This is a genomic window from Malikia spinosa (genome assembly GCF_002980625.1).
Classification (GTDB): Bacteria; Pseudomonadota; Gammaproteobacteria; order Burkholderiales; family Burkholderiaceae_C; genus Malikia; species Malikia spinosa.
Window position 1 is genome coordinate 1 of sequence record NZ_PVLR01000027.1, and the last position, 25,838, is coordinate 25,838.

Annotated in this window: 18 protein-coding genes and 1 pseudogene; 12 read left to right on the forward strand and 7 right to left on the reverse strand. The window is 65.5% G+C overall.

Annotated elements, in window-relative coordinates; translation table 11 throughout:
- Positions 1–507: 507 nt before the first annotated feature.
- The 4 genes and pseudogenes from C6P61_RS18365 to C6P61_RS10415 all read left to right on the forward strand — a co-directional run.
- A pseudogene (locus C6P61_RS18365) lies at positions 508–672 on the forward strand (CC0125/CC1285 family lipoprotein); the annotation flags it as partial.
- A 297-nt stretch (positions 673–969) separates the two neighbouring features.
- Entirely contained in the window at positions 970–1,329 is a 360-nt protein-coding gene (locus tag C6P61_RS17700) for a hypothetical protein (protein ID WP_146115029.1), read from the forward strand.
- 374 nt (positions 1,330–1,703) lie between these two features.
- On the forward strand, positions 1,704–2,306 hold the full coding sequence (locus C6P61_RS17705) for a hypothetical protein (RefSeq protein ID WP_146115030.1): 603 nt from the start codon (positions 1,704–1,706) through the stop codon (positions 2,304–2,306).
- Positions 2,307–2,897: 591 nt separating this feature from the next.
- Positions 2,898–5,450 carry a putative bifunctional diguanylate cyclase/phosphodiesterase gene (locus C6P61_RS10415; RefSeq protein ID WP_170067371.1) on the forward strand — a complete coding sequence of 851 codons (2,553 nt, stop codon included), beginning with the start codon at positions 2,898–2,900 and terminating at the stop codon, positions 5,448–5,450.
- A 51-nt stretch (positions 5,451–5,501) separates the two neighbouring features.
- Here the strand turns inward: C6P61_RS10415 and C6P61_RS10420 are convergent, their stop codons facing one another.
- The 5 genes from C6P61_RS10420 to uraH all read right to left on the reverse strand — a co-directional run bounded on the left by C6P61_RS10420 (position 5,502) and on the right by uraH (position 9,904).
- Complete coding sequence (locus C6P61_RS10420) at positions 5,502–6,269, reverse strand: ABC transporter permease (RefSeq protein WP_105729873.1); 768 nt, start codon at positions 6,267–6,269, stop codon at positions 5,502–5,504.
- A gap of 14 nt (positions 6,270–6,283) precedes the next feature.
- Positions 6,284–7,111, reverse strand: coding sequence for an ABC transporter ATP-binding protein (locus C6P61_RS10425; protein ID WP_105729874.1), 828 nt, complete (start codon positions 7,109–7,111; stop codon positions 6,284–6,286).
- Positions 7,112–7,122: 11 nt separating this feature from the next.
- Complete coding sequence (locus C6P61_RS10430) at positions 7,123–8,151, reverse strand: ABC transporter substrate-binding protein (RefSeq protein WP_105729875.1); 1,029 nt, start codon at positions 8,149–8,151, stop codon at positions 7,123–7,125.
- Positions 8,152–8,317: 166 nt separating this feature from the next.
- A complete protein-coding gene (locus tag C6P61_RS10435) occupies positions 8,318–9,535 on the reverse strand; it encodes a urate hydroxylase PuuD (RefSeq protein WP_105729876.1) in 1,218 nt (405 codons plus the stop codon).
- Positions 9,536–9,547: 12 nt separating this feature from the next.
- A complete protein-coding gene (uraH, locus tag C6P61_RS10440; RefSeq protein ID WP_105729877.1) occupies positions 9,548–9,904 on the reverse strand; it encodes a hydroxyisourate hydrolase in 357 nt (118 codons plus the stop codon).
- A 109-nt stretch (positions 9,905–10,013) separates the two neighbouring features.
- Here uraH and C6P61_RS10445 point away from each other — a divergent pair, with 109 nt between their 5' ends.
- The 5 genes from C6P61_RS10445 to C6P61_RS10465 all read left to right on the forward strand — a co-directional run bounded on the left by C6P61_RS10445 (position 10,014) and on the right by C6P61_RS10465 (position 16,129).
- Positions 10,014–10,772, forward strand: a complete 759-nt coding sequence (locus C6P61_RS10445) for a GntR family transcriptional regulator (RefSeq protein ID WP_371417004.1) — start codon at positions 10,014–10,016, stop codon at positions 10,770–10,772.
- A 46-nt stretch (positions 10,773–10,818) separates the two neighbouring features.
- Positions 10,819–11,805, forward strand: coding sequence for an allantoinase PuuE (gene puuE / locus C6P61_RS10450; RefSeq protein WP_105729878.1), 987 nt, complete (start codon positions 10,819–10,821; stop codon positions 11,803–11,805).
- A gap of 4 nt (positions 11,806–11,809) precedes the next feature.
- Positions 11,810–13,594 (forward strand): 2-oxo-4-hydroxy-4-carboxy-5-ureidoimidazoline decarboxylase, encoded by a 1,785-nt coding sequence (gene uraD / locus C6P61_RS10455; RefSeq protein ID WP_105729879.1) that lies wholly within the window; start codon positions 11,810–11,812, stop codon positions 13,592–13,594.
- Positions 13,591–14,889, forward strand: a complete 1,299-nt coding sequence (locus C6P61_RS10460; RefSeq protein ID WP_105729880.1) for a M20 family metallopeptidase — start codon at positions 13,591–13,593, stop codon at positions 14,887–14,889. Before uraD ends, C6P61_RS10460 begins: the two co-directional genes overlap by 4 nt.
- Before the next feature lie 226 nt (positions 14,890–15,115).
- A complete protein-coding gene (locus C6P61_RS10465; RefSeq protein WP_105729881.1) occupies positions 15,116–16,129 on the forward strand; it encodes a porin in 1,014 nt (337 codons plus the stop codon).
- A 64-nt stretch (positions 16,130–16,193) separates the two neighbouring features.
- Here C6P61_RS10465 and C6P61_RS10470 read toward each other — a convergent pair whose 3' ends face one another.
- Complete coding sequence (locus tag C6P61_RS10470) at positions 16,194–18,179, reverse strand: sensor domain-containing diguanylate cyclase (RefSeq protein ID WP_105729882.1); 1,986 nt, start codon at positions 18,177–18,179, stop codon at positions 16,194–16,196.
- 239 nt (positions 18,180–18,418) lie between these two features.
- On the opposite strand from C6P61_RS10470, the gene C6P61_RS10475 reads away from it, so the two are divergent.
- From C6P61_RS10475 to mpl, 3 genes are all read left to right on the forward strand, one after another.
- Positions 18,419–19,654, forward strand: coding sequence for an efflux RND transporter periplasmic adaptor subunit (locus C6P61_RS10475; protein WP_170067372.1), 1,236 nt, complete (start codon positions 18,419–18,421; stop codon positions 19,652–19,654).
- Entirely contained in the window at positions 19,651–22,737 is a 3,087-nt protein-coding gene (locus C6P61_RS10480; RefSeq protein WP_105729884.1) for an efflux RND transporter permease subunit, read from the forward strand. The genes C6P61_RS10475 and C6P61_RS10480 overlap by 4 nt, the downstream gene beginning before the upstream one ends.
- Before the next feature lie 493 nt (positions 22,738–23,230).
- On the forward strand, positions 23,231–24,643 hold the full coding sequence (mpl, locus tag C6P61_RS10485) for a UDP-N-acetylmuramate:L-alanyl-gamma-D-glutamyl-meso-diaminopimelate ligase (RefSeq protein ID WP_105729885.1): 1,413 nt from the start codon (positions 23,231–23,233) through the stop codon (positions 24,641–24,643).
- Here mpl and C6P61_RS10490 read toward each other — a convergent pair.
- Entirely contained in the window at positions 24,630–25,835 is a 1,206-nt protein-coding gene (locus C6P61_RS10490) for a methanobactin export MATE transporter MbnM (RefSeq protein ID WP_105729886.1), read from the reverse strand. The genes mpl and C6P61_RS10490 overlap by 14 nt on opposite strands.
- Between the last annotated feature and the right edge of the window lie 3 nt (positions 25,836–25,838).

Sequence of the window (25,838 nt, forward strand, 5' to 3'; positions counted from 1 at the left end):
GCCTGGAGACACACCTGGCGCTGCTGACCTTGGCTGCCGCCATCATCTGCTCGCGCTTCGTCGAAGACTTGTGTTAGCGGCTGTTAATGCGGGCCTCGGCGCGGTTGGATTGGGCGGCTGGTTTGTAGCGGGTGCGGTCGTCGGCTCAGCTTCGTTGGCTGACCGGTACCGGCCAGGAGCGCCCATTGGTCAAGTTGCCACAAAGCAGCCGTGCAATTCTATTGGCACGTTTGAGTGCTTGCAGGGTTTGATCGCGCATTTAGTGCTAGATGCAAAATGACAGCATCCGAAAAACCAACTAAAACCAAAGAACCGTATCAATGAAGGCTGATAAGTTACCCTTCACGAGTCCGAGAAACCCTGCAAAATTGACGTCCACTATACGTTAGCGTTTACCGAAGATGCGCTTACAGCATGAAGAAAATTGCGACCATTTGCACCATCCTCATGCTTTCTTCCTGTGCTACCCCATACGGCAAATATGGCATTACATGAGGCTGCACAGACTCCCGTATTGATGAGAACAATTTTTCGATAAGCGTGGACACAAACGGTTTTACAAACCAACAAACCATCTCAATGCACGCCATGTATCGCGCAGCCGAGTTGACAGTTGAAAATAGCCTTGACTACTTCGTCATTGTCAGCAATTCAAAAAACCGAAAGGCATAACTATGAACATGCCTAACACAGCTCACACCACCATAAATTCATTTGGTTTAACTGCAACCACGAGAACTACCTATACCCCGGGTGCGGCAATACCAATGGTGTTTCCAAACTTTTCGCTCGTTATCAAATCTTTCAAGGGCAATAAGCCGGCTGACGTAGAAAATGCCTACGATGCTCGTTCTGTCATGGCCTACCTTGGCCCACAGATTAGCATTCACAGAAGTAAGAAATGAGGGTGCAACACGATAAAAAACGCTTCTAAAAGGACGCTCATTTTAGGATGCTTGGACCTAAAACATGAAAGAAACCATTATTGGCCTTATATCTGCCTTAGTAGGCTTCATCTCCGGGCTTCTTGTGCCCTGGATCAAATGGGAAATCGAAAAGCGGCAAAAGAGGCATGACTACCGAATGAAATTGATTGCCACTTGGAAAGCAAAACTGGCCGCCGCAGAATTCCATTCACCCGAAAGCCGAAGCAGCTTTGGAAGCTCTCCTGAATATTCAAGCCTACGGTCGCACATGACGACGGCAATGATTGAAAAATTCGAAGCAGCTCGCACTATGTATGTTGGTGGTGGCAGAGGCGACGATGTGCGAAAACAAATGCTGCTTGATGAGGTCTCTCGATTGGAAAAGCACTGGGGGTTGTCATAGTGCGCGGCCCAACCCATCATTCCACCGGACCTGCGAAAAAGCCGCGCAGGCCGACTACCTCCAAGTTAGACTTTTAGAAGGAGCTTCGGATGCCATCCCCACAGCCAGATCAGGCAATACAAACTATTGCTGTGCTAACCACATGCCTCGCTCAAGCCTGGGGCGAGATCGATCCAGAATTCATTCCTGCATTTGAGCAGAAGCTACAAGAAATGTACTCACGCTTGAGAGACAACAGCCACTTCTCTTCTGAAACTCTGCAAGCTATTAGGCTTGTCAGTGATCTATTAAAAGCCTAACAACTCGTTCAGGGAGGGACGCCTTCGGCACACCTTGAGTCGAACGATCCGTTGCGCCAATAACAGCCACGCTATATGAAAAATTTGATTACCTCTTTGTTGTTCTCGAGCCTTTGTGCCACGACACTGCCGTCCTTCGCCAAGGACGAGAAGTGTGTCGCTCTATCAAATTTAGCTTCAACCATTTACAGCAACAAGGCGACGGTTAACGAGTTTCAGATGCTACGTGGGATGGAGCTCAAATCAAAGCAAATTGATTTCGCATTTATTAAGCTTTTTTCTGGAGTAGCATACACAGTAAATACGTTGCCAGCATCCAATTTTCAAGCGGCAACCGATGAATTTTGCCAACGATTTACAGAGGCCGCGTTAGCGCCAAACTCACAAGTCAGTCACGTGGAAAAATCCTCTTGCGAACAAATGGTTGCTTATTCGAATGCGATCAACACTTTCCGCCAAAGCGGGGATACATCCACTTCTCTTCGACGCCACTTTGACAGGACGTTTAGTGAAAATAACTCCGTCCACCGCGTCACCGCCGACTATCTGAATCTCATGTCAGAGATGAGATTTTCGAATCTTTTCACAACACGCTCGGACGCTGATTTTATAAATTTCTCGAAACAAGCCTGTGAAGCATTTGGCGTCTATCTAAACAAGGTTGATAAGAGGCGTTAAGTTATGGGGTGGAAACCTAGCGAAGCTCCTGAATGAGCGCGTATTCATCTTAACCACCGCGAAGCCTAACCTTGAGGTCTACCGAAGGCTGCGCGATAAAGCCGCGCAACCCCGGGGACCTTCACGTTGAACGTCTGCTTTTCACGAGAGCCTAGGATAACTATGGATCGGCTGCTGCCAGTCGCCAGACTTGCCGCAAAGGGCCGCTCCCAGCCTAAACAGGTCACTCAGCAGGCGCCGTGAGAGTCAGCCCCTAGCCGACCCCAGCACACTGGCCGTGATCGAGGGCACCCACGATCTCCCAGGATCGTCAGGTGCTCCACAGTTCTTGGTAAGGATTGCGAAAGTAATCTTTCACGCCAACGGCCAGCAGGTCAACGCCGGCCAGCATGGCCGCGACCCCGAACGGGCAGCGGACTGCCCTGCCCCCTGCTGCCCCGGTTAAGAAAAAGCCTCGCCATGAAAACATAAACGTTTTCTGTATGAAAATCGATGACATAGAAGCTTGACATGTCAGGGAAGCCGTCGATGCTGGCTGCGTACGAAAACGAGGGAGCCCAGGGGCCTGGCAAAGCCGGCGGTGAGAGACTGATGCGCAGGCTGGGCCTGTTGCTGCTGGGCGCGGGACTGATCATCTTCATTGCCAATCTGCTGTGGGAGTCCGAGCTCCGGCCAGGCGGGCCCGGTCTGACCGTGATCGGCCTGCTGATGCTCTACTGGGCTCGCATCGGTCGGATCTCGTGGGCCGTGCATCTGATGTGCTGGGGTCTGCTGCTGATCGGCTGGAGCGGGGCCCTGATGGGGACCGGCCTCTACAACATTTCATGGATCGCGCTGCCGATCGCCACCATGGTCGGCGGCTGCATGCTCGGTCGGCGCATGACGCTGGCACTGATGCTGGCGACGGTCGCCGCGGTGCTGTCGGTCTATGGGCTGCATCAGCAAGGCCAAGAATTCGGCAGCAACGCACCGCCACAGGTGGTCGCCGGCCTGCTGATCCTGGCGGCGCTGGTCGCCGGCCTGATCGGGCGCACGACAGCCAAGACCGTCCGGCGCCAGATGCGCCGACTCGGCGAATCGCAAGCCGAACTGGAGCGGGCCCAGTCGCTGGCCCATGTCGGCAGTTGGACGATGGAGGTCGGCAGCGGCCAGGCCCGCTGGTCGGACGAGTATTACCGCATCTTCGGGATTGCCGTCGGTACCTCGGTCAGCTACCCCGACTTCATGGCCAAGGTCCATCCCGACGACAGGAACCTGATCGATGCCGGCTGGGTGGCGGCAGCACGCGGCGACAGCAGCTATGAAGTGAGCTACCGGATTCTGGTCGGCGCGGAGGTGAAATGGCTGCGCAGCATCACCGAGTTCGCGTTCGACTCGCAGGGCAAGCTGCAGACCCTGTCTGGCAGCGTGCAGGACATCACGCGGATCAAGCGCAGCGAGGAAGTGCAGCGCGAGAGCCAGGAGCGTTTTCGCAAGCTGTTCGAGGATACGCACCAGCCGATCGTGCTGTACGACAGCGACTCGCGCTGTGTCGCGGCCAACCAGGCCTGTCTGGCGATGTTCCGCTTCGACAGCATCGAGGAGATCCGGGGTCGCAAACCGACCGAGCTGTCGCCGATCTGGCAGGCCGACGGGCGCAAGACCAGTGACAAGCTGGCCGAATTGCAGGATGCCGTGATCAAGCACGGCAGCTTCGAGACCGAATGGCTGCATTGCCGCTCCGACGGCGAATCCTTTCCGACCCGGGTCCTGACCACGGGCATCCGCATGGGCGAGCAGGATTTGCTGCATTCGATCATCACCGACACCACCGAGCAAAAGCGGGCGCTCGAACAGATCGAGTTCCTGGCTTACCACGACCCCCTGACCGGTCTGCCGAACCGGACCCTGGGCCAGGATCGTCTGCAGCAGGCGCTGGGCGTTGCCGAGCGCGACGGCAGCAGCCTGGGCGTGCTCTACCTGGACCTCGACAACTTCAAGCATTTCAACGATGTCTATGGCCATGCCATGGGCGACCGGCTGCTCAAGAGCGTGGCCGCCAGGGTGGCCAGCAGCCTGCGCGCGGAGGACACGCTGTGCCGCCTGTCGGGCGATGAATTCATGGTGGTGCTGCTGGATCTGGATGCCATCGAGCAGTTGCAGCTGGTCTGCCAGCGCATCCTGGCCCGGATCGCGGAGCCGCTCGAGGTCGAGGGTATCAAGCCGCTGCTGTCGTTCTCGATCGGGGGTGCCATCTATCCCCAGCACGGACGCGACATCGGCAGCCTGATGCGCCATGCCGACCTCGCGCTGTACGAGGCCAAGAAGGCCGGACGCGGCACTTCCCGCATCTTCAAGCCGCAGATGAACGAGAGCCTGCGGCATTACCTGCAGACCTGCGACGACTTGCGGCTGGCGCTCGAACGCGAGGAGTTGGAGCTGCATTACCAGCCCCAGGTGTCGCTGCACAACAGCGAGGTGATCGGCGTCGAGGCGCTGCTGCGCTGGAACCACCCGCAAAGGGGCTTGCTGCAACCGGGCACCTTCATCGGCGTGGCCGAGGAAAGCGGGCTGATCGCGCCGATCGGGCGCTGGGTGCTGCAGGAGGCCTGCCGCCAGGGCGCCGCCTGGCATCGGGCCGGCTGGAGCCAGCTGCGCATGGCGGTCAACCTGTCGGCGGTGCAGTTTCGCCACGGCCAGCTCGGGCCGGAATTGTTGGAGACGCTGGCCGAGAGCGGATTCAATCCGAAACGGCTGGAACTGGAACTGACCGAGTCGACCCTGCTGCACAGCGACAGCGCGATCCTGGCGACCGTGGCGCAGTGGCAGGCCAAGGGCATCGAGCTGTCGATCGACGATTTCGGCACCGGCTATTCGAGCCTGTCCTACCTGAAGCGGCTCAATGTCGACAAGCTCAAGATCGACCGCTCCTTCATTGCCAATCTGCGCGAGGATGAGCAGGACCGGACCATCGTGCGCGCGATCATCCAGATCGCTCAGAGCATGGGCATCAAGACCATTGCCGAGGGCATCGAGGACCCGCTGGTGGTCGAGCAGCTGCGGGCGATGGGCTGCGACAAGGTGCAGGGCTTCTGGTATTCGAAGCCGCTGCCGGCGGGGCAGTTCGAGCAGTGGTTCAAGCACTACACCGCCCGCGCCGCCTGAGGCAGGCAGCGGGGCGGTGCGGGACGGCGTGGCGCCGGCCCCTGGGGTGGATCAATGGCCCTGCGAACCGCGGTGCGCCCAGCCCGTGGTGTGCTTCTCGATCAGGCTGAACAGTTCGTACATCAGCATCGCCATCACGCCGACGGTCAGCAGGCCGGCGAAGGCCAGGCCCATCTGCATCGCCGAGCCGGCCGAGATCAGCAGGTAGCCGATGCCCTCGTTGGCGGCGGTCATCTCGGACACCGTGGTGCCGACGAAGGCCAGCGTGATCGCGACCTTGAGCGAACCGAAGAAATACGGCAGCGACCTGGGCAGGCCGACCTTCATCAGCACGTCCCAGCGCCGGGCGCCGAGCACGCGCAACACGTCTTCGAGCTCGGGCTCGAGCGTGGCCAGACCGGTCGCGATGTTGACCGTGATCGGGAAGAAGCTGATCAGGAAGGCGGTCAGGATCGCCGGGCCGACGCCGATGCCGAACCAGACCACCAGGATCGGCACGAAGGCGGCCTTGGGCAGCGCGTTGAAGGCCGTCATCAGCGGGTAGACCGCCGCGTAGGCGACGCGCGAGCTGCCGATCAAAAAGCCCAGCAGCACGCCGACCAGAATAGCCAGGCCGAAGCCGACCATCGTGACCCAGAAGGTGCGCCAGGCGTGGCCCGCGATCACGGCGTGGTATTCGATCGCCTGGTCGAGGATGCGGGCCGGGCTCGGGAAGATGAATTCCGAGACCTGGAAGGCGCTGGTCAGCGTCTGCCACAGCACGATGATCAGCAGCAGCAGCAGCCAGGGCGACCAGCGCTCGATGTTCTTGCTTTTCATGGCGGATTTCCGGTTCATTGGTTGATGACGGCGCCGGCCTTGCGCATGGCGCCGATATGGCCGCGCAGTTCGTGCACGATGTCGGTGAAGGCCGGGGTGTAGGTCAGCTCGAGGTCACGCGGGCGCGGCAGCTCGATGTCGCGCTTGACGACGAAGCGGCCCGGGCTCTTGCTCATCACGTAGACGGTATCGGCCAGGAACACGCTTTCGCGCAGGTCATGCGTGACCAGGATCACGTTGAAGCCCTGCGCCGCGTGCAGGTCGCGCAGCGTGCACCAGAGCTCCTCGCGCGTGAAGGCGTCAAGCGCGCCGAAGGGCTCGTCGAGCAGCAGCATCTTGGGCTGGTGGATCAGCGCGCGGCAGATGCTGGCGCGCTGCTGCATGCCGCCCGAGAGTTCCCACGGGTACTTGTCCTCGTAGCCGGACAGGCCGACGGTCGCGAGCAGCTGGCGCGCGCGCTCGACATATTCGGCGCGCTTTTGCTTGAAGGTCGCGCGGTAGGGCTCGACGATCTCGAGCGGCAGCAGCACGTTGTCGAGCGTGCTGCGCCAGGGCAGCAGCGAGGATGACTGGAAAGCCATGCCCGAGATCTTGAGCGGGCCGGTGACCGGCTGGCCATCGACCTTGATGCTGCCGCGGCTCGGCGCCTTCAGGCCGGTGGTCAGCTTCATGAAGGTCGACTTGCCGCAGCCCGAGGGCCCGACGATGGCAATGAACTCGCCGCGCTTGACCTGCAGGTTGATGTCCTCGACCGCGAACTTGCCTTCGGCCCAGAGTTCCTCGTTGTAGGCCAGCCAGACGTTCTGGAAATCGACGAAGGGGGTTTCGGTGGCGCTGTCCATCGGGTCGCCTCTTATTTCTTGGCCTTGGGCAGGATGTCGAGCTCGGCCGCCGGCGGCAGGAAGCTGCCGTTCCAGATCGCGCCGGCATCGACCCGGGTCTTGGTGGCGTAGGCGTCCGAGACCTGGCTCGCCATCAGGCTCAGGCGGCCCGCATCGACGCGGCCGAAGCCCTCGCGGCGCGCATCGGGGCTGGCGACGACCGAATCGATCGCGAGCTGCAGTCGGCGCGTCTCCATCGGCAGGTTGATGATGCCGTCGCGCGCCTTGACCGCCTCCATCGCGGCCGGCGGGTTGGCCATGACCTCCTTGGCGCCCTTGGCGAAGGCGCTCAGGAAGGCCTTGAGCGCGGCCGGGTTTTCCTTGATCAGCTTGGGCGAGGCGATGATGGCGTTGCCGTAGAGCTTGACGCCATGGTCGGCGTAGGGCAGCACTACGACCTGGTCGGCCTTGACGCCGCGCGCCTCGAGGTTGAGCAGCGAGGTGAAGGAAAAGCCGGTGATCGCGTCGACATCGCCGCGCACCAGCATGGTCTCGCGCAGCGAGGGCTCCATCGCGGTCCAGCTGACGGCACCGATCTTGTTGGCCTTGTCCAGGATCGGGAAGGCCTTGCGGCCGGCATCGAACACCGGGGCACCGAGCTTCTTGCCCTTGAGATCGGCCGGTGACTGGATGCCCGACTTCTTGAGCGCCAGCACCGCCGCCGGCGTGTTGTTGTAGACCATCATGACCGCGACCGGCTTGTTCGGGGCCTCGGGGTTGTTGGCGTGGAACTCCATCAGCGCGGCGACATCGGCCAGGCCAATGTCGTAGCTGCCCGAAGCGACGCGGGTCACGGTGCCGCTGGAGCCGTTGCCGGCATCGATCGTCACATCGAGCCCGGCCTGCTTGAAATAGCCCTTGGCCGCCGGCTGGACGAACAGGGCCGAAGGACCCTCGAAGCGCCAGTCGAGCTGGAATTTGAGCGGGGTCTGCGCATGGGCCTGGCCGAGGGTGGCAACGGCCAGGGCAGCGGTGACTTGCAGGAATTGGCGCTTGTGCATGAGGACTCCAAGGGAATGGTCTGGAAACCGCTCGGGGCGGCATGCAGCCTCAGTCGCAAGATCGGTGCCAGGCCCCGGCAGGGTCTGGATACAAATTTGTATACAGTTTCAAACGAAATGATGCACCGCTTCGGGCCAGGCGGCGCACCAGATCGGGGGCCAGGGCTCAGTGCCGGGGCATGCCGGCGTCGAACCAGCGCCGGATCACGAGGCGCTCGGCTTCGGTGATGCCGGTCGCGTTGTTGAGCGGCATCTGGCGCAGCAGCACCGCCTGCTGGTAGATGGCCAGGCCGTGCTGGGCGATCAGCGCATCGGTGTGCAGGGCCACTCCCTTGTTCTGCACCTCGGCGTTATGGCAAAGCACGCAACGCTGGTCGATCACGACTTTCAGCTCGGCCAGGCTGGCCGGCCGGGCCGCGGCAGCTTCGGCCTCCAGGGCTGGCGCAGCAGGTGCCGGCGCCAGCCAGAAGATCAGGCCCGCCAGCACCAGCAGGCCGGCGCCAGCCACTTCCCAGGGCGTGCGGCGCCCCTGCACATGGGCCCGGTGCCGCGCCACGAAGCTGTGCCGGATCAGCGCGCCAGCCAGCATCAGCAGCACCAGCACCAGCCAGTTGTGCCTGGCCTGGTAGAGCCAGCCGTAGTGGTTGGACAGCATCGCGATCAGCACCGGCAACGTGAAATAGGTGTTGTGCACGCTGCGCTGCTTGCCGCGCTGGCCGTGGACCGGATCGGGCGCCAGGCCGGCGCGCAGGGCCGCCACCACCTGGCGCTGGCCCGGAATGATCAGGAAGAAGACGTTGGCGCTCATCGCGGTCGCCAGCATGGCACCGACCAGCAGGAAGGCGGCCCGGCCCGCGAACAGCTGGCAGGCCAGCCAGGCGGCAAAGGTCACCAGGCCCAGCACGCCAGCACCGACGATCAGGTCGCCGCGCCTGCCGCGCCCCAGGCGGCGGCAGATGATGTCATAGAGCAGCCAGAACGCCGCCAGGAAACCGAGCGCGGCCATGATCGCCAGCGCAGGCGGCCAGTCGTGGACGCTCTTGTCGATCAGGAAGCTGCCGGCATTGAGCAGATAGAGCGAGGTGAACAGGCCAAAGCCGGTCAGCCAGGTCGAATAGCTTTCCCAGTAGGACCAGTGCAGGTTCTGCGGCAGTGGCAGCCAGTTGGGCGCCAGCATGTACTTGTTGGAATGGTAGAAACCGCCGCCGTGCACCGCCCACAGCTCGCCGTCGACGCCCTTGGCTTTCAGGTCGGCGTGCTGGGGTGGCGACAGGCTGTTGTCGAGCATGACGAAATAGAAGGAGGCGCCGATCCAGGCCACCGCGGTGATGACATGGGCCCAGCGCAGCAGCAGGTTGACCCAGTCGAACAGGTAGGAATCCATCAGGACCTCGCTTCAGGAACCACGGTAGGTGGAATAGGACCAGGGGCTGACCAGCAGCGGCACATGGTAGTGGGCCGCCGCATCGGCAATACCGAACTCGACCGGCACGCAGTCGAGGAAGGCCGGCTCGGGCAGCGCGACGCCGCGGGCGCGGAAATAGGCGCCGACCTCGAACAGCAGGCGGTAGCGCCCGACGGCCAGCGTGGCGCTGTCGAGCAAGGGTCCCTGCGGCGGGCGACCGTCGGCATTGAGCGCCAAGGTCTGCAGCGTGGCGTAGCCGTCGGCCTGCTGCCGCTGCAGCGTCACCTGCATGCCTGCTGCGGGGCAGCCATTCATCGTGTCGAGCACGTGGGTGCTGAGATGTCCCATCGGATTTCCTTTCTTCGGGGTACGACCGGCCGGGTCCGGTTCTTGCATGTTTGTGAAATGACTGTATACAGTCTGGTGCACATTTGTAGCAACCGATCAAGCAATAACCATGCCCCAGAAGAGACAGAAAATCCAGCCGCTGCCGTCCACCGACTCCCTGCGCGAGCCCCGGCCGGGCGCGGCAACCAATGCCGGCGAGGCCATGCCAGGCGCCACGCAAAGGATCGTCGAGGCCATCACGACCGCGATCGTCGAACGGCGCCTGATGCCGGGCACCAAGCTGGCCGAGCAGAAGATTGCCGACATCTTCCAGGTTTCGCGCACCCTGGTGCGGCAGGCGCTGAACCAGCTCTCGCGCGACCACCTGGTGACGCTGGAGCCGGCGCGCGGCGCCTTCGTCGCCACGCCCAGCATCGAGGAGGCGCGCCAGGTGTTCCAGGTCCGGCTGATGCTCGAAAGCGCGATGCTGCGCCAGCTCTGCGCCTGCATCACCGAGCCACAGATCGCCAGCCTGCGGGCCCACCTGCAGCAGGAACGCGAGGCGGTGGCGCGGGTCGACGTGCCGGGCCGCACCAGACTGCTGGCCGACTTCCACATGGTGCTGGCGCGCATGCTGGGCAACGAGGTGCTGGCCGACCTGCTGGCCGACTTGCTGAGTCGCTCCTCGCTGATCTCGCTGATGTACCAGTCCTCGCACTCGGCCCAGCATTCGCAGGACGACCATGTGCGCCTGGTCGATGCGCTGGAAAAGCGCGACGCCCGCGCCGCCGTGCGACTGATGGAGCAGCATATCGCCAGCGTGGAGCGCAACCTGCGGCTCGATCCCAAGAGCCCTGACCTGGCCGACGTGCTGCGGCCGCTGAACTGATTTCCCCCCAGACCACCCACTAGACCGCCCGCCTAGATCGACCCCCATGGCCAACTCCCTGCCCCACTCGACCCCCTACCCGCGCGACCTGCGCGGCTATGGCCGCAATCCTCCCGCCGCCGACTGGCCCGGGCGCGCGCGCGTCGCGCTCCAGTTCGTGCTGAACTACGAGGAAGGCGGCGAGAACTCGGTGCTGCACGGCGACGCCGGCAGCGAGCAGTTCCTGTCCGAGCTGTTCAACCCGGCCGCCTACCCGGCACGCCACCTGAGCATGGAGGGCATCTACGAGTACGGCTCGCGCGTCGGGGTCTGGCGCCTGCTGCGGGAATTCGAACGGCGCGGCCTGCCGCTGACCGTGTTCGGCGTCGGCATGGCGCTCGAGCGCTGCCCCGAGGTGACCGCCGCCTTCGTCGAGCTCGGCCACGAGATCGCCTGCCACGGCTGGCGCTGGATTCACTACCAGAACGTCGACGAGGCGACCGAGCGCGAGCACCTGCAACGCGGGCTGACCAGCATCGAGCGCCTGACCGGCCAGCGCCTGGGCCAGCCCGGCACCGTGCATGGCGCCGGCTGGTACACCGGGCGCGACAGCCCGCACACGCGCCGCCTGGTCGCCGACCATGGCGGCATCGAATACGACAGCGACTACTACGGCGACGACCTGCCGTTCTGGCTGCAGGTCAGGAAGACAGATGGCGCACTGGCGCCGCATCTGGTGCTGCCCTACACGCTGGACTGCAACGACATGCGATTTGCGCTGCCGCAGGGCTACAGCCACGGCGACCCCTTCTTCCAGTACCTGAAAGATGCCTTCGACGTCCATTACGCCGAGGGTGACGAGCGCCCAGCCATGATGAGCATCGGCATGCACTGCCGACTGCTGGGCCGTCCGGGCCGAATGCGCGCGCTGCAGCGCTTCCTCGACTATGTCGAGCAGCACGACCGGGTCTGGGTGACGCGGCGCATCGACATCGCGCGCCATTGGAAGGCGACCCATCCGTTCGATCCCGCAACCGCCTTCGTCTGGGAATGACAGCATGACCGATCCCTCCCTCCTGAGCCTGGAACAGCTCAACGCCGCCACGGTTGCCGAGTTCACCACCTGGCTCGACGGCACCTACGAGCATTCGCCCTGGATCGCCGAGCGCGCCGCCGCCCGCCGCCCGTTCGTGAGCCTGGCCGCGCTCAAGCGCGCGCTGGTCGAGGTGGTGCGCGAATCGGGCCTGGAAGCCCAGCTCGGACTGATCCGCGCCCACCCCGAGCTGGCCGGCAAGGCAATGATCGCCCGCAAGCTGACCGCCGAATCGAGCCATGAGCAGGGCAAGGCCGGCCTGACCGACTGCACGCCCGAGGAGTTCGCCACCCTGCAGCAGCTCAACGCCGACTACAACGCCAAGTTCGGCTTTCCCTTCATCCTGGCGGTGCGCGGACCGCGCGGCCAGGGACTGGGCAAGGCGGAGATCATCGCGACCTTCGCGCGCCGGCTGCTCAATCACCCGGAGTTCGAGCAGGCCGAAGCGCTGCGCAACATCCACCGCATCGCCGAGATCCGCCTGAACGAGAAGTTCGGCTTCGAGCCCTTGCTCGGCCAGCAGGTCTGGGACTGGTGCGAACAGCTGGCGCGGCACAGCGAGCAGGACGACGCCCTGACCGTGACCTACCTGAGCCCGGCGCATCGCGCCTGCGCGGCGCAGATCGCGCACTGGATGGAGACCGAATGCGGCTTCGACCAGGTCGAGATCGATGCGGTCGGCAACGTGGTCGGGCTCTATCACGGCAGCGACAGCGCCGCGCCGCGCCTGCTGACCGGCAGCCACTACGACACGGTGCGCAATGGCGGCAAGTATGACGGCCGCCTGGGCATCTTCGTGCCGATGGCCTGTGTGCGCGAGCTGAACGCCCAAGGCCGGCGGCTGCCGTTCGGCATCGAGGTGGTGGCCTTCGCCGAGGAGGAAGGCCAGCGCTACCCGGCCACCTTCCTGGGCTCGGGCGCGCTGGTCGGCCAGTTCGATCCGGCCTGGCTGGATCAGGCCGATGGCGCCGGCATCACCATGCGCGATGCGATGGTGCAAGCCGGCCTGCCCGCGACCCTGGAGGCGATCGCGGCGCTGGCGCGCGATCCGGCGCAGTACCTGGGCTTCGTCGAAGTCCATATCGAGCAGGGACCGGTGCTCAACGGCCTGGACCTGCCGCTGGGCATTGTGAGCTCGATCAACGGCAGCCGGCGCTACCTGGGCCAGATCAGCGGCCAGGCCAGCCATGCCGGCACCACGCCGATGGCGCTGCGCCGCGACGCCGCCAGCGCCGCCGCCGAGCTGCTGCTGTTCCTGGAACAGCGCGCGGCGCAGGTGCCCGATCTGGTCGGCACCATCGGCCTGCTCGAGGTGCCGAACGGGTCGGTCAACGTGGTGCCGGGCTGCTGCTGCTTCAGCCTCGACATCCGTGCCACCACCGACGCGGTGCGCGACGCCTGCGCCGCCGACACGCTGGCCGAGCTGCAGCGCATCTGCGAGCGCCGCGGCGTGAGCTACAGCCTCCGGGAAACCCTGTGCGCCGCTGCCGCCCCGTCGGCGCCCGCCTGGCAGGCGCGCTGGGAGCAGGCGGTGGCCGCGCTGGGCCTGCCGCTGCTGCGCCTGCCCAGCGGCGCCGGCCATGACGCTATGAAGCTGCACGACATCCTGCCGCAAGCGATGCTGTTCGTGCGCGGACTCAACGCCGGCATCAGCCACAACCCGCTCGAATCCACCAGCTGCGACGACGCCGAACTGGCCGTGCTCGCCTTCCAGCAACTGCTCGAACTCACCGCCAAGGACACCGCATGACCCCGACCGCCCCCTCCACTGCCCCCTCCACTGCCACCTCCACTGCCATCCACCCTGCCCTGTACGCCGCGCTGGACGGCTGGATCGACCAGCATTTCGAGCAGGAAGTCAGCTTCCTGCAGCAACTGGTGCGCGTGCCGACCGACACGCCGCCGGGCAACAACGCGCCACATGCCGAGCGCACCGCCGAGCTGCTGGCCGGCTTCGGCCTCGACGCCGAGAAGCATCCGGTGCCGGCGCAGCAGGTGCATGACTACGGGCTGGAGTCGCTGACCAACCTGATCGTGCGCCGCCGCTACGGCGCGGGCGGCCCAGTCATTGCGCTCAACGCCCACGGCGACGTGGTGCCACCCGGCGAAGGCTGGAGCCATGACCCCTATGGCGGCGAGGTGGTCGACGGCAAGCTCTACGGCCGCGCGGCCGCGGTCAGCAAGAGCGACTTCGCGAGCTACACCTTCGCGCTGCGCGCGCTCGAGGCCGTGGCACAGGCCCAGGGCGTCGCGCTCAAGGGCGGGGTCGAGCTGCTGTTCACCTACGACGAGGAATTCGGCGGCGAACTCGGCCCCGGCTGGCTGCTGCGCCAGCAGCTGACCCAGCCCGACCTGCTGCTGGCGGCCGGCTTCAGCTACCAGGTCGTGACCGCGCACAACGGTTGCCTGCAGCTCGAAGTCACGGTGCATGGGCAAATGGCGCATGCCGCGATTCCCGACACCGGCATCGACGCGCTGCAAGGCGCGGTCCAGATCCTCAATGCACTCTACGCGCAGAACCAGCATTACCAGGGCATCACGTCAGGGGTGGAAGGGATCAAGCATCCCTACCTCAACGTCGGCCGGATCGAGGGCGGCACCAACACCAACGTGGTGCCGGGCAAGGTGGTGCTCAAGCTCGACCGACGCATGATCCCGGAGGAAAACCCGGTCGAGGTCGAGGCGGAAATCCGGCGCGTGATCGCCGAGGCAGCGGCGCGCCAGCCCGGCATCACGGTCGAGATCAAGCGCCTGCTGCTGGCCGAGTCCTGGCGCCAGCAAGAAGGCAGCGCGGCACTGGTCGCGGCGCTGCAGCGCCATGGCGAAGCCGTGTTCGGCGAACCGATCCCGACTTCGGGCACGCCGCTTTACACCGATGTGCGCCTGTTCGGCGCCGCCGGCATACCGGCCGCGATCTACGGCGCCGGCCCGCGCACCGTGTTCGAAAGCCACGCCAAGCGCGCCGACGAGCACCTGGTGCTGGAAGACCTGCGGCGCGCCACCCAGGTCGTGGCGCGCACGCTGGCGGATCTGCTGACGGGCTGACGGGCTGACGGGCTGAAGCGCCAACATTGCATACAAGATGACAGTTTTTGGTGCGCAATAATGACTGACCCGTCCACCCTGGTGCCTGCGGCGGGTTCGGCCTCCCGCCATGCCCTGTCATGGCCGGAATCCCCCCCCAGGATGACCTGAAAAAACTGGCACATTGCTTGCAAACAGACTGAGACAGGCCGGATTTCCCCGGCTTGATTCCACAGGAGTCTGCACCATGCATTTTGCAAAACCCGCCCCGCTGGCACTCGCCGCTGCCCTGGCCCTGGCCGCCTTCGGCGCCCAGGCCCAAAGCCAGGTCAAGGTCTACGGCCTGGTCGACCTGAGCATCGGCTCCTCCCAGGAGGTCGGCGTCGGCAAGCCGGTCAAGAGCACGCTCGACAGCGGCAAGATGACCACCAGCTACTACGGCCTGAGCGGCAGCGAGGACCTCGGCGGCGGCCTGTCGGGGCTGTTCAAGCTCGAAAGCTTCCTGCGCGCCGACAACGGCGAACAGGGTCGCTTCACCAATGACCCACAGTTCTCGCGCACCGCCTCGGTCGGCCTGTCGCACAAGGACTACGGCCAGCTGACGCTGGGCCGCAACACGACGGCGCTGTTCCTCTCGACGCTGTCGTTCAACGCCTTCGGTGACTCGTTCGGCTATTCGCCCAGCATCCGCCACTACTTCGGCTCGGGTCAGAACGCCGTGACGGGCGATACCGGCTGGAGCGACTCGATCGCCTACGCCAGCCCGAGCTGGAACGGCTGGCGCTTCGGTGCCGCCAGCGCCGCCAAGGAAGCCAATGCCAGCACCGCCAGCAACGGCGGCAACTGGAGCGTCAACCTGGCTTATGCCAGCGGACCGCTGGCCGCAGCATTGGTGGTGCAGGACGTGGAAAAGGATGGCGCCGCCACCGTGGCCGATACCCACACCACCCAGCTCAACGCCTCCTACGACTTCGGTGTCGCCAAGCTGTTCGCCCAGTACGCCACGGTCGAGAACCGCAGCACCGGTATCGACAGCGACCTGAGCGGTCTGGGCGTGCGCGTGCCGGCCGGACCGGGAGCGCTGATCGCCCAGTGGGGCCAGAACTCGCCCGACAGCGGCGCCGAGCGCAACACCTACTCGGTCGGCTACCTCTACCCGCTGTCCAAGCGGACCGAGCTCTACGCGACGGCCATGAAGGACGAACTCGACGGCCAGCCCAGCGGCCACAGCTATTCGGCCGGCATGCGCCTGCGCTTCTGAGCGCTGGCGCGGCCTGATCGTCCGCTGTGCGGCCGGCTGAGCTCGGCCGCGCCAGGGGGACAGGCTAAGCTGCTGCCCCGGCCTGCACCCGATTCCTGCCCGCCTTCTTGGCGCCGTAAAGCCGCAGGTCGGCCAGGCGGACGGCATCATCCTCGCTGAGCTGGTCGGGGCCAGCCGTGGCCACACCGATGCTCAGCGTGATGCCGCCCGCCCCGAGGTCTGGCGCCTGCTCGACCGCCTGGCGCAGCTTCTCGGCCACCAGGCAGGCCTCGGTCATGTCGGTGGCGGGCAGCAGCACCAGGAATTCCTCGCCACCCCAACGGGCGAGCAAATCGCTTTCGCGCAAGGACACGCGCAACAGATGCGCCACGCCCTGCAACACCTTGTCGCCAGCGTCGTGACCCAGGCTGTCGTTGACGCGCTTGAAATGGTCGATGTCGAGCAGCAGCACCGCATAGGGGTGGAGTGAGCGCTTCATCAGCAGGAACTCGCTGCGCAGCCGCTCATTGGCCGCCATCCGGTTGGCCAGGCCGGTCAGCGCATCGTGACGCGTCTGGTGATGCAGTTCCTCGTTGGCCTGGGCGAGTGCCGCCGTGCGCGCCTCGACCTTCGACTCCAGCTCGGCATTGAGCTGCAGCACATGCTGCTCCATGGCGCGCCGCTCGCTGATGTCGAGCAGCACGCAGTGGGTGCGCAGGAAGCGACCCTGTGCATCGCGCTGGATCCGCCCGGTGAACAGCACATCGACCGGCCGGCCGTCCCGGCGCCGCAGCGTGATTTCGCCATCGACGTTGTGATTGGCCTTGAACTGGTCGTAGGCGCTATCGAACTGGCTGCGGCACTGGTCGCTCCAGAAATCGATGAAGTCCAGTCCGAGCAGCTGTTGCGGCGAGTCGAAACCCAGCAGATCGGCCATCCTCTGGTTGGCATCGAGCCAGCAGCCCGCGACATCGAGCGACTGATAGGCTACCGGCAAATGCACGAACAGGTCACGAAAGCGCTGCTCGCTGTCGCGCAGCTGGGCCTCGGCCTGCTCCTGATCGGCCTGCCGGATCGCCTGCAGCCGGGCATAGGCGGCGCGGCGGCGCTGGCAGATCAGCAGGCCGGTCGCGGCCACGCAGGTAACGAGACCGAACAGCGTCGACCTGACCAGCAGCGCCTTGCGCCAGGGCGCCAGAATGGCCGCCTGCTCGCGGCTGACCGAAACCACCAGCGACTTGTCCGCCGGACTCGAGGTGGGGCGGATCGAGCGGAAGGCGACCAGCAGCTCACGGTCCGTGGTCGGCGTGTGGCCCTCGATCAGACTACGGTCCTGCCCGCTGCGGACATGCTGCCAATACAGGGCATCGGGCTTGGTGCGCAGATCGAGCCCGGTCACCCCCTCCAGATCCGGCAGCCGAAACACGACCTTGCCGTCCTGGTGAATCAACGCCAGGCGCATGTCCGGCGCGTAGCGCACCGAGTCGAGCAGCACCGAGAAATAGTCCGGATCGAGGACGGCCAGCACATAGCCGTCGAACTTGCCGTGACGGTCGAGCAGCACCCGGCCCACGCTCATGACATAGGTCTTGAGCGGGGATAGGGCGGGTGCCGTGACATACAGCAGCGCGGGGTCCAGTCCCCGGCTGATGATCTGGTAGCGCTCGCCCTGGCTCACATCCTGTCCCACCAGCTCGGGACGACTGCTGGCGATCAAGCGGCCGGCGGCATTGACGACCAGCAGGCTGCGCACCCCGGTCTGGGCCACGGCCATGGCTTGCAGGCGACGATTCAGCAGCTGGGGGTTCTGATGCTCGATCTGCTGCGACAGCAACCAGGGCAATTCGTCGCGAATCGAATCCAGGGCATCGCTGGTGGTCTGCAAGCTGCGGCTCAGGTTGAGCTCGACCGTCCTGGCTGCCTTGTCAACATGCTCGCGCTCAGAGGCGTGGGCGCTCCGATAATCAGAATAGAGATCGAAACCCAGGGCACCAGCCAGCCCGAGCAGCAGCAGGACCAGCCCGGTCCAGCGGGCTCGGTCACTCGGGTAGGAAAGACTGGCATCACTCATTTTTCATGGGCTGGCGCGCGACATCAATATTGATTTATATCATTTTAATTATAGTATACAGAAAGTTATCAGCCACGGGGTCGCTTGCCGCCAGACAAGCACATAAGGCCCGCGCAGCAGGCTCGGTGGGCCAGCCTGCGCACTGGTCCTTGCACTGTCAAGCCATACGACATATAGGCACAGCAATTGCGCCATATGATGCAAGGGCTTATCGAATTTGCCACGCCTGCACCCAAATAATGAAAAAGCTATCGACATCGTTTGCCACCGCCACCTTGGCCCTCGCTGGCGCGCTGGCACTCAACGCCTGCGGCGACAAAAGCCCGACCGCCCAGCCAGGCGGCGCAGCCGGCTCAGGCGCCAAACCCGCTGCGGCGACGCCGGCGGTACCGGTCAGCACGGTGGCGGCGGTCAAGCGCCCGCTGACGCTTTCGCTGTTCGCCACCGGCAGTGTGGTGCCGGTGTCGGCGGTCGAGGTCAGGCCCCAGCTCAGCGGCGTGATCAGCCGGGTCCATGTGCGCGAGGGCCAGACCGTGCGCGCGGGTGAACTGCTGTTCACGCTCGACACCCGCAGCGACGAGGCCAACGTCGCCAAGCTGCGCGCGCAGATCGCCAAGGACCAGGTGCTGCTGGCCGACGCCCAGCGCCAGCTGGCCCGATCGCGCGAGCTGCTGGCACAGAACTTCATCTCGCAAGGCGCGGTCGACAGCAGCCAGGCCGCGGTCGATTCCCAGCTGGCCAACCTGCAAGCCGACCAGGCCAGCCTGGCCGCGGCGCAGGTGCCGCTGTCCTACGGCCAGATCCGCGCCGCCAGCGCCGGGCGCATCGGACTGGTGCCGGTGTTTGCCGGCAGCGCGGTGCAGGCCAATGTCACGCCCCTGGCCACCATCACCCGGCTCGACCCGATCGATGTCGCCTTCAGCCTGCCGCAGTCGGCGCTGCCCGACCTGCTGGCCCTGCTCCAGGGCGGCAAGGCCCAGGTCGAGGCCCGCCTGCCCGAGCAGACGCAGGCGCTCACGGGCCAGCTGCAGTTCGTCGACAGTGTGGTCGATGCCGCCTCCGGCACGGTCAAGGTCAAGGCGCGCTTCGAGAACCGCGAATCCCGGCTCTGGCCCGGCGCCTTCGTCAAGGTCGCGCTGCAGACGCGCGAGCTCAAGGACGCGATCGTGATACCGCTGCCGGCCGTGATCCAGAGCGCGCGCGGCCCCGTCGTCTATGTCGCGCAGGACGGCAAGGCGGTGCAAAAGCCGATCCAGCTGCTGGCGGCACAGGGCGATGACGCCGCCGTGTCGGGCCTCAGCGAGGGCGACCGGGTCGTCGTCGACGGACGGCAGAACCTGCGCCCGGATGTGCCAATCGCCGAGCGCAAGCCGGCCGGCGACAAGGCTGGCGGCAAGAACGGCAAGCCCGAAGGCCAGCCGGCTGCAGGCGCCCAGGGCGGCCAAGCGGTCCAAGGCGAAAAGGCCGCGCCATGAACCTGTCCGAACTCTTCATCCGCCGGCCCGTCATGACGGTGCTGCTGAACCTGGCCATCGTGCTGGCCGGTGTCATCGGCTATCGCTCGATCCCGGTCGCCGCGCTGCCGAGCTACGACACGCCGGTGATCAACGTCTCGGCCTCGCTGCCGGGCGCCAGCCCCGAGACCATGGCGTCCTCGGTCGCGCTGCCGCTGGAAAAGCAGTTCCAGACCATCCCGGGCCTGGCCCAGATCAGCTCGACCAGCACGCTGGGCAATACCTCGCTGACGCTTGAGTTCGTCGAGGGCCGCGCGCTTGACGGCGCCGCGCTCGACGTGCAGGCCGCGCTGCTGCGCGCGCAGCGCTCGCTGCCGCAAGACATGACCAGCCCGCCGTCCTACCGCAAGGTCAACCCGGCCGATGCGCCGGTGCTGCTGGTCGCGCTGACCTCGCCCTCGCTGGCGCCGGCCGAACTGCACGACTACGCCGAGCACCTGATCTCGCCCACGCTGTCGACCCTGGACGGCGTGGCCCAGGTCAACATCTACGGCGCCAAGCGCTATGCGGTGCGCGTGCGGGTGCGCCCGGAGGCGCTGGCTGCGCGCAACATCGGCATCGACGAGCTGGCGTCGGCGCTGCGCGCCGCCAACGTCAACACCCCAGTCGGCACGCTCGAAGGCCCGCGCCAGACCCTGACGCTGCAGGCCAACCGGCAGCTCAGCAATGCGGCCGAATTCGCCGACCTGATCGTGCTGAACCGTCCGGCCGGTCCGGTGCGGCTGCGCGATGTCGCCACGGTCGAGGACAGCGTCGAGACGCTGAAGTCCTACGGCAACCTCGACGGCGAGCCCTCGATCACGCTCGCGATCCAGCGCCAGCCGGGCGCCAACACGGTGCGCGTGGTCGATTCGGTCAAGGCCGCGCTGGCCCAGCTGCGTGCGCAACTGCCCGACTCGGTCCAGATCACCCAGGTCAACGATCGCTCGGTCTCGGTGCGCGAGGCGCTGCACGATGTCTCGCTGACGTTGATCGGCACCATCGCGCTGGTGGTGCTGGTGATCTTCCTGTTCCTGCGCCACGCGGTCGCGACGCTGATCCCGACCCTGTCGCTGCCGGTGTCGCTGGTCGGCGCGGTCGCCCTGCTCTGGGGCCTGAACTACAGCCTGGACAATATCTCGCTGCTGGGACTGACGCTGGCGGTCGGTCTGGTGGTCGACGACGCGATCGTGATGCTCGAGAACATCATGCGCCATGTCGAGGCCGGCGAGCGTCCGTTCCAGGCCGCGCTGCGCGGCTCGCGCGAGGTCGGCTTCACGATCATCTCGATCTCGACCTCGCTGATCGCGGTCTTCATCCCGATCTTCTTCATGCCGGGCGTGATCGGCCTGCTGTTCCACGAGTTCGCGGTGGTGGTCGGACTGGCGATCCTGGTCTCGGCCTTCGTCTCGCTGACGCTGGTGCCGATGCTGGCCAGCCGTTTCCTGCATGGCGAGAGCCATTACCAGCGCCGTCCCGGCCTGGTGGTGCGCGCCTTCGAGCGCGGCTTCGAGGCCACGTTGCGCGGCTACACCCGCACGCTCGATCTGGCGCTGCGCTGGCGCAAGAGCATGCTGGGGCTGACGCTGCTCACCTTCGCGCTGACGGCCTGGCTGTTCGTCGTGATCCCCAAGGGCTTCTTCCCCGAAGAAGACATCGGCCAGATCAGCGTCAGCACCGAGGCGGCCGAGGACGTGTCCTTCCCCGAGATGATGAAGCTGCAGGACAGCGCGGCGGCGATCATCCGGGCCGACCCCAACATCCTGCGCGTCAGCTCGTTCAACGGCGGCAGCGGCTCGCAGAACAGCGGGCGCATGTTCATCACGCTCAAGGACCGCGGCGAGCGGCTGCCGGCCAAACAGGTGATCGAGGGCCTGCGCAAGCAGCTGCGCGCGGTGCCGGGCCTGCGCGTCTTCATGCGTCCGGTGCAGAACCTGCAGCTCGGCGGACGCTCCAGCAAGGCGCAGTACCAGTACATCCTGCAAAGCCTCAAGGCCGACGAGCTCAACCGCTGGGCGCAGCAGCTGCAGCAGAAGCTGCGGCCCGACCCGCTGTTTCGCGACGTGACCAGCGACTCGCAGCTGCGCGGCCTGCAGGCCCAGCTCAAGATCGACCGCGAGCGCGCCAATACGCTCGGGGTCTCGGTCGACGCGATCCGTAACGCGCTCTACAGCGCCTTCGGCGAGCGCCAGGTCTCGACCCTCTACCTGCCGAGCGACAGCTACCAGGTCATCATGGAGGTCGAGCCCGAGGCCAAGCGCGACGAAAGCGCCTTCAGCGCCATCTATGTGCGCGCCAGCACCGGGACCCTGGTGCCGCTGTCGGCGTTCGCGACCGTCGAGCGCGGCGTCGGCCCGACCGCGATCAACCATGTCGGCCAGCTGCAGGCAATCACGGTCTCGTTCAACCTGGCGCCCGGCGTGGCGCTGGGCGACGCGACCGCAAGGCTGGAGGCGCTGCGCGAGGAGATCGGCATGCCGAGCTCGATCATCACGCGCTACGGCGGCGACGCGGCGGTGTTCCAGAGCTCGCAAGGCAGCCAGGCGGTGCTGATCGCCGCCGCCCTGCTGGTGATCTACGTGCTGCTCGGCGTGCTCTACGAGAGCTATATCCACCCGATCACGATCCTGGCCGGCCTGCCCTCGGCCGCGGTCGGCGCGCTCGCGACGCTGATGCTGTTCAAGCAGGACCTGACGCTGATCGCGACCATCGGCATCCTGCTGCTGATCGGCATCGTCAAGAAGAACGCGATCATGATGATCGACTTCGCGCTCGACGCGCAGCGCCACCATGGCATGACGCCGGCGCAGGCGATCCGCGAGGCCTGCGTGCTGCGTTTTCGGCCGATCATGATGACGACACTGGCCGCGCTGATGGGCGCGCTGCCGCTGGCGCTCGGACTGGGCGCCGGTGCCGAGCTGCGCCAGCCGCTGGGCCTGGCGGTGGTCGGCGGACTGATCTTCTCGCAGGCGGTCACGCTCTACATCACGCCGGTGATCTACCTGGCGCTGGACCGCTTCAGCGGCAGCGGCCCGGACACCACGCCAGAGGCCAGCCACGCCTGAGCGGTCAGCTGGTTGAAGGGGGTGAACAGGGGGAGCCTGCCGCCCTCATCCGTCCGCTGCGCGGCCGGCAAATCGGGCCGCAGGCTCCCCCTGCTCACCCTTGCCCGAGGCATCGCACGCCTGATTCCTTCCAGTTTGGTGCTGGAGGTGGTCGGGGTAACTCCTCCCCCCTCATCCGTCCGCTGCGCGGCCGGCAAATCGGGGGGCGAAGTCACCCCGCCCACCTCCGACACATTGGCTGGCAGCTCAAGAAAGGAAACAAGGCAAGCGTGCCGCCCTAACTCGCTTTTCTACTGGTGCGATATAGCGGGGAGCGGGGTGTGCCCGGCTCCCGATTTGCCGGCCTCTCATTAGCCATAGGTTTGGCAGCAGAGAGGGGGGACAGGGGATGGCTGCGGCCCGATTTGCCGGACGCGCAGCGGACGGATGAGGGCGGCAGCCATCCCCTGTCCCCCCTTGCCCAATCAGCCAGTGCGCCCACGATAATCACGCCATGCACATACATATCCTCGGAATCTGCGGCACCTTCATGGGCGGACTCGCCGCACTGGCGCGTGAAGCGGGCCACCAGGTCACCGGCTGCGACGCCGGCGTCTATCCGCCGATGAGCGACCAGCTGCGCGCGCTCGGCATCGAGCTGATCGAAGGCTTTGGTGCCGACCAGATGGCGCTCAAGCCCGATGTCTTCGTGGTCGGCAACGTGGTCTCGCGCGCACGACTGGGCGACGGATCGCCGAAGTTCCCGCTGATGGAGGCCATCCTCGACAGCGGCGCACGCTACACCAGCGGCCCGCAATGGCTGGCCGAACATATCCTGCAGGGCCGCCATGTGCTGGCGGTCGCCGGCACCCATGGCAAGACCACCACCACCTCGATGCTGGCCTGGATTCTCGAGGCAGCCGGACTGCAGCCGGGCTTCCTGGTTGGCGGCGTGCCGCTGAACTTCGGTGTCTCGGCGCGGCTCGGCGTGGGGGCCCCGTTCGTGATCGAGGCCGACGAGTACGACACCGCCTTCTTCGACAAGCGCAGCAAGTTCGTCCATTACCGCCCGCGCACCGCGGTGCTGAACAATCTCGAATTCGACCACGCCGACATCTTCGACGACCTGGCCGCGATCGAGCGCCAGTTCCACCATCTGCTGCGCACCGTGCCGTCAACCGGCCGGGTGGTGGTCAACGGGCTGGAGGAAAGCCTGGCGCGCGTGCTGAATCAGGGTTGCTGGAGCGAACAGCGCAGCTTCGGCGCGCTGGTCAGCGACTTCAGCGCCGAAGGCGATGCCAGCGACTTCGCCGTGCTGCAGCAGGGCCGCGTGGTCGGCCGCGTGCAATGGAGCTTGAGCGGCCAGCACAACCAGCTCAACGCGCTGGCCGCGATCGCCGCCGCCGAGCACCTGGGCGTGGCGCCGGCCCAGGCCGCTGCCGCCTTGGGCGAGTTCCAGAACGTCAAGCGCCGCATGGAAGTACGCGGCAAGGTCGCGCTGCTAGGTCAGGACCAGGGCGAGGTCACGGTCTACGACGACTTCGCGCACCACCCGACCGCCATCCGGACCACGGTCGACGGCTTGCGGCGCCAGCTCGACAAGGCCGGCAAGAAAAACCAGCGCATCCTGGCGCTGTTCGAGCCGCGCAGCAACACCATGAAGCTCGGCACCATGAAGGCCCAGCTGCCCTGGAGCCTGGAGCAGGCCGACCTGGCCTTCTGCCACTCGGGCGGCCTGGGCTGGGACGCCGAGGCCGCGCTGGCACCGATGGGCGAGCGCGCGCAGGTGGCGGGCGACATCGACTGCCTGATCGAGCAGGTGCTGGCCGCCGTGCAACCCGGCGACCAGCTGCTGTGCATGAGCAACGGCGGCTTCGGCGGCATCCACCAGAAACTGCTCGCCGCGCTGGCACTCAAGGCGGGCTGAACGGATCGGCGAACTTCGGGTTGGCCAGGAACTCGTGATCGGTCAGGGTCTTGAGGAAGGCGACCAGGTCAGCTTTTTCCTGGGCATCGAGGTCGATCGGCGCGATCTGGTCACTCTTGTTCGGATGCTTGCGCCCGTCCCCGGCCAGCGGCCCGCTGCTGATCTGGCGTCCGCCGGCGGCGTAGAAGTCGACCACCTCCTCCAGCGTAGCCAGGCTGCCGTCGTGCATGTAGGGCGCGGTGACCTCGATATTGCGCAAGGTCTGGGCGCGGAACAGGCCCCGGTCGGTCGCCTGGGCCGTGAACTCGAACAGCCCCTGGTTCAGCGCCGGAAAATCGCCCCGGTCGCCGAGGTTGTAGAGCCCGGTGTTGTGGAACGGCGTCTCGACGAAGCGGCTCGATGCATGCACGACCTGGTCGTTGAAGTTGAAGCTGCCATGGCAATGGAAGCACTCGGCCTTGTTGCCGAAGAACAGCCGCAAGCCGCGCTCCTCGGAAGCTGACAGCTGCGCCTGGCCCCGCGTGTACTGGTCGTAGCGGCTGTTGCCCGAGATCAGCGAACGCTGGAAGGCGGCAATCGACTGGATGACATGGGCCCAGCTGACGGAATCGGACTGACCTGGGAAAGCCAGCGCAAACCTGTCCGGATAGGCGGGATCGCCCGCGATCCTGGCCAGGACCTGGGCCTGGTTCGAGTCATTGACCCCCATCTCGACCGGATCGTCACCAAACAGCGGCACCTCCATCTGTTTTTCCAGCGTCACCAGCGAGGGATTGGCCCAGGTCAGCGTGGCGTTGTAGGCCACGTTCGCCAGCGGCTGCGCGCCACGGCGATGGAACTGGCCGGTGGACCCCTGGGCCAGCGCCAGCCCGTCGGTGAAGGCCTTGTGCTGCAAATGGCAGCTCGCGCAGGACTGGCTGCCGTTGCCCGACAGGCGCCGGTCGTAGAACAGATGGCGCCCCAGCTCCACCTTGGCCGCGCTCATCGGGTTGGTTTCGGGCTCCTTGGGGATGGAAAATCCGCTCGGCAGCACCCAGCTCCAGCGGTCGGCCGCCTGGGGTACTGCCTCCAGCTCCGAACGACCGCCGCCACCGCAAGCCGTCAGGCCCGCCAGCAGGCTCGCGACGGTCAGCCACCTGAGCCGGCCAGTCCATCCGGAGCCTGGCGGCAGGCAGCCCGGCGCTGAAGTCATACG

Bases quoted from the DNA above. Each gene is read 5' to 3' on its own strand.
- C6P61_RS17700 (WP_146115029.1), top strand. From the start codon at position 970: ATGAAAGAAACCATTATTGGCCTTATATCTGCCTTAGTAGGCTTCATC.
- C6P61_RS17705 (WP_146115030.1), top strand. From the start codon at position 1,704: ATGAAAAATTTGATTACCTCTTTGTTGTTCTCGAGCCTTTGTGCCACG.
- C6P61_RS10415 (WP_170067371.1), top strand. From the start codon at position 2,898: ATGCGCAGGCTGGGCCTGTTGCTGCTGGGCGCGGGACTGATCATCTTC.
- C6P61_RS10420 (WP_105729873.1), bottom strand. From the start codon at position 6,269: ATGAAAAGCAAGAACATCGAGCGCTGGTCGCCCTGGCTGCTGCTGCTG.
- C6P61_RS10425 (WP_105729874.1), bottom strand. From the start codon at position 7,111: ATGGACAGCGCCACCGAAACCCCCTTCGTCGATTTCCAGAACGTCTGG.
- C6P61_RS10430 (WP_105729875.1), bottom strand. From the start codon at position 8,151: ATGCACAAGCGCCAATTCCTGCAAGTCACCGCTGCCCTGGCCGTTGCC.
- C6P61_RS10435 (WP_105729876.1), bottom strand. From the start codon at position 9,535: ATGGATTCCTACCTGTTCGACTGGGTCAACCTGCTGCTGCGCTGGGCC.
- uraH (WP_105729877.1), bottom strand. From the start codon at position 9,904: ATGGGACATCTCAGCACCCACGTGCTCGACACGATGAATGGCTGCCCC.
- C6P61_RS10445 (WP_371417004.1), top strand. From the start codon at position 10,014: ATGCCCCAGAAGAGACAGAAAATCCAGCCGCTGCCGTCCACCGACTCC.
- puuE (WP_105729878.1), top strand. From the start codon at position 10,819: ATGGCCAACTCCCTGCCCCACTCGACCCCCTACCCGCGCGACCTGCGC.
- uraD (WP_105729879.1), top strand. From the start codon at position 11,810: ATGACCGATCCCTCCCTCCTGAGCCTGGAACAGCTCAACGCCGCCACG.
- C6P61_RS10460 (WP_105729880.1), top strand. From the start codon at position 13,591: ATGACCCCGACCGCCCCCTCCACTGCCCCCTCCACTGCCACCTCCACT.
- C6P61_RS10465 (WP_105729881.1), top strand. From the start codon at position 15,116: ATGCATTTTGCAAAACCCGCCCCGCTGGCACTCGCCGCTGCCCTGGCC.
- C6P61_RS10470 (WP_105729882.1), bottom strand. From the start codon at position 18,179: ATGAGTGATGCCAGTCTTTCCTACCCGAGTGACCGAGCCCGCTGGACC.
- C6P61_RS10475 (WP_170067372.1), top strand. From the start codon at position 18,419: ATGAAAAAGCTATCGACATCGTTTGCCACCGCCACCTTGGCCCTCGCT.
- C6P61_RS10480 (WP_105729884.1), top strand. From the start codon at position 19,651: ATGAACCTGTCCGAACTCTTCATCCGCCGGCCCGTCATGACGGTGCTG.
- mpl (WP_105729885.1), top strand. From the start codon at position 23,231: ATGCACATACATATCCTCGGAATCTGCGGCACCTTCATGGGCGGACTC.
- C6P61_RS10490 (WP_105729886.1), bottom strand. From the start codon at position 25,835: ATGACTTCAGCGCCGGGCTGCCTGCCGCCAGGCTCCGGATGGACTGGC.